We start from the raw sequence: 1,257 nt of genomic DNA, 5'->3' as shown, positions 1-1,257 counted from the left end.
TCGCCAGCAAAGATAAGATCAATAAAGTCAGTGACTACTTTATGAGCCAAGTCGTTCAAGCGGAATATGACAGCGCTTATTCGCTTATGTCTGCTTATATTGGCGTCAGTCCTGAGCAGTTTGAGGAACGTGGCAAAAAGATCTCCCACGATATGAAGATGCTTGAAGCACGTCAGGGCAAGCCGCTTTCCTTTGCACTTTTGAAGCAAGAGTCGGTCGGGGAGCATTTCTATAAAATAAGCTATTTGCTGAAGTACCCTTCAGCCGCCTTAGTTTGGGAACTAAATTACTACCAGCCTCAAGAAGGTTGGAACCTGGTTGATATTAGTTTCAACACCAACATTAATGCTTTGTTTGAGTAGGATATACGGTAAAGAAATTAGCTATTTTACTTATAGCGCTTGCGCTCGAAGTAAAATAGCCTTCATTTCATCCGGGTTTTTGGCGGTATCACCCTCTACAGAATGTTGCTGATAACCTGGCAGATAGTAACTAACCAAACGGCTAATCCAGAACCTTAAGGCGCCAAGCTCAAGACACCTGGGCCAAACCTCTCGTTCCCTGTCAGTCCAGGGTCGATGCGACTGATAAGCCTGAGTTATTGCTCTCAGCAAGCCCTCATCATAATCTCCTTTCGATGCATTCCACGCCCAATCATTCGCCATCACCGCCAAGTCAAATAACAAGGTAGCCTGACAGGCATGATAGAAATCAATGACCCCTGAAACCTCATCCCGCCGAAACAAGACATTGTCACGAAATAAGTCGCCATGAACGATACCCTGAGGGCAGTCTTGGGTGGCACTTCCATATTCATTGCTATATCTGAATATTGACTGCTCTAGTAAGTCAAAGTCTTCTTCTGGCATAGCACTCTGTTGCAAAAGCGCCTTCTGCGCCAACATCCAATCGCTATCTCGCGCTAAAGGGCGACTTCTTGGAAAGTCCCTTAAAGCCAGGTGCATACTTGCCAGATATTCAGCCATCGCCTCACACTGTGTAACCTTGGGTTTGCCCACTGCCTTACCAGACAAGCATTGAACGATCATTCCAGGCTTTTGCTCAAGTTCGAAAATTGCTTCGCCTTGCTTAGTCAATACTGGCGCAGGAACTTTAAAACCTTCTCGGGCCAGGTGCGTCGTCAGCTCATTGAAAAAGGGTAAAGTGTTTTTTTCCATGCTCTCGAAAAGAGTAAGAACATACCTCACGGCGCCTTTATCCGCTTCTTCGCCCCCGCTTTTTGGGTAGGTATCTAGA

At 46.1% G+C, this 1,257-nt stretch carries 2 protein-coding genes; one reads left to right on the top strand and one right to left on the bottom strand.

Annotated elements, in window-relative coordinates; genetic code table 11:
- Nucleotides 1-362: hypothetical protein (locus A3729_RS05520; RefSeq protein ID WP_068633347.1), on the top strand; the 362-nt coding region annotated here is incomplete at its 5' end.
- Nucleotides 363-392: 30 nt separating this feature from the next.
- Here A3729_RS05520 and A3729_RS05515 read toward each other — a convergent pair.
- The coding region (locus A3729_RS05515) for a phosphotransferase (protein ID WP_068633345.1) at nt 393-1,257 on the bottom strand (865 nt) is incomplete at its 5' end.

The sequence above is a fragment of the Oleiphilus sp. HI0043 genome (assembly GCF_001634935.1).
Note: the sequence above shows the minus strand (reverse complement) of the source record. Positions and strands in the feature narration are given on the sequence as shown.